This is a genomic window from Thermoanaerobacterium sp. PSU-2 (assembly GCF_002102475.1).
Classification (GTDB): Bacteria; Bacillota; Thermoanaerobacteria; order Thermoanaerobacterales; family Thermoanaerobacteraceae; genus Thermoanaerobacterium.
Window position 1 is genome coordinate 1 of the sequence record NZ_MSQD01000037.1, and the last position, 902, is coordinate 902.

General features: G+C 41.0%; 1 protein-coding gene. It reads left to right on the top strand.

All coding sequences use genetic code 11. The features are described 5' to 3' along the window. A partial coding sequence (locus tag BVF91_RS13010) for an FAD-dependent oxidoreductase (protein ID WP_143589025.1) occupies positions 1-902 on the top strand: 902 nt, incomplete at both ends.

Below are 902 nucleotides of genomic sequence, written 5' to 3' on the forward strand. Positions count from 1 at the left end.
CCCTATAAAGCTTAACCTTCCTAAAGGTGGAAGTCAGTACGATGTCATAGTAGTAGGAGCAGAGCCGGAAGGCGTTGCTGCTGCAAGGTCTGCTGCAAAAAACGACGCCAAAGTATTAATAATTGACAAGCACGATGGCCCTGGTGGCCTAATGACGTACGGCATGTTAAATACCATAGACATGAGTGTATCTCCTAATGGCACATTGCTTACACAAGGCACATTTAAAGAGTTTTTTAAAGGCATAGGCTCCAAAAACTCCTTCGATGTGAAAAAGGCAAAAGAAGTATTCTCAAAGCTTTTGAGCCTTCCAAACATTACCCAGTCGTACAACACTGTATTTGAAAAGCCTATAATGGATGGAAACAAGATAATAGGCATAACAGCATTAAAGGACGGAAAAGAAGTAAACTACTACGGCAAAAGGATAATCGACGCAACACAGGATGCTTCAGTTGCAGCATCTGCAGGTGTGCCTTACATAATCGGCGCAGAAGACATGGGTGTAAAAGGCAAAGTACAAGCATCGACACTTGTATTTAGATTGAAAGGCATAGACTGGGACAACCTAATAAAAATAATAAAATACGAAAAAAAGATACCAGAAACGTATATAAACGACACATCTGCAAACGGGTTTCTATCTATCACAAAAAACTACAAGCCTTCAACGCCTATGCTTAGGCTAAGGGGTCTTAATCTCGGCAGGCAAGATGACGGCACAGTATTAGTAAACGCACTTTTGATATACGGCGTAGACGGACTTAATCAATCATCAATAGAAAGAGGAATGGAACTGGCAAAGAAAGAGCTTCCAAGGATAGTACAATTTTTTAGAGAAAACATCCCTGGATTTGAGAAAGTGCAGCTTGACGGCACAGCAGACGAACTGTATATAAGAG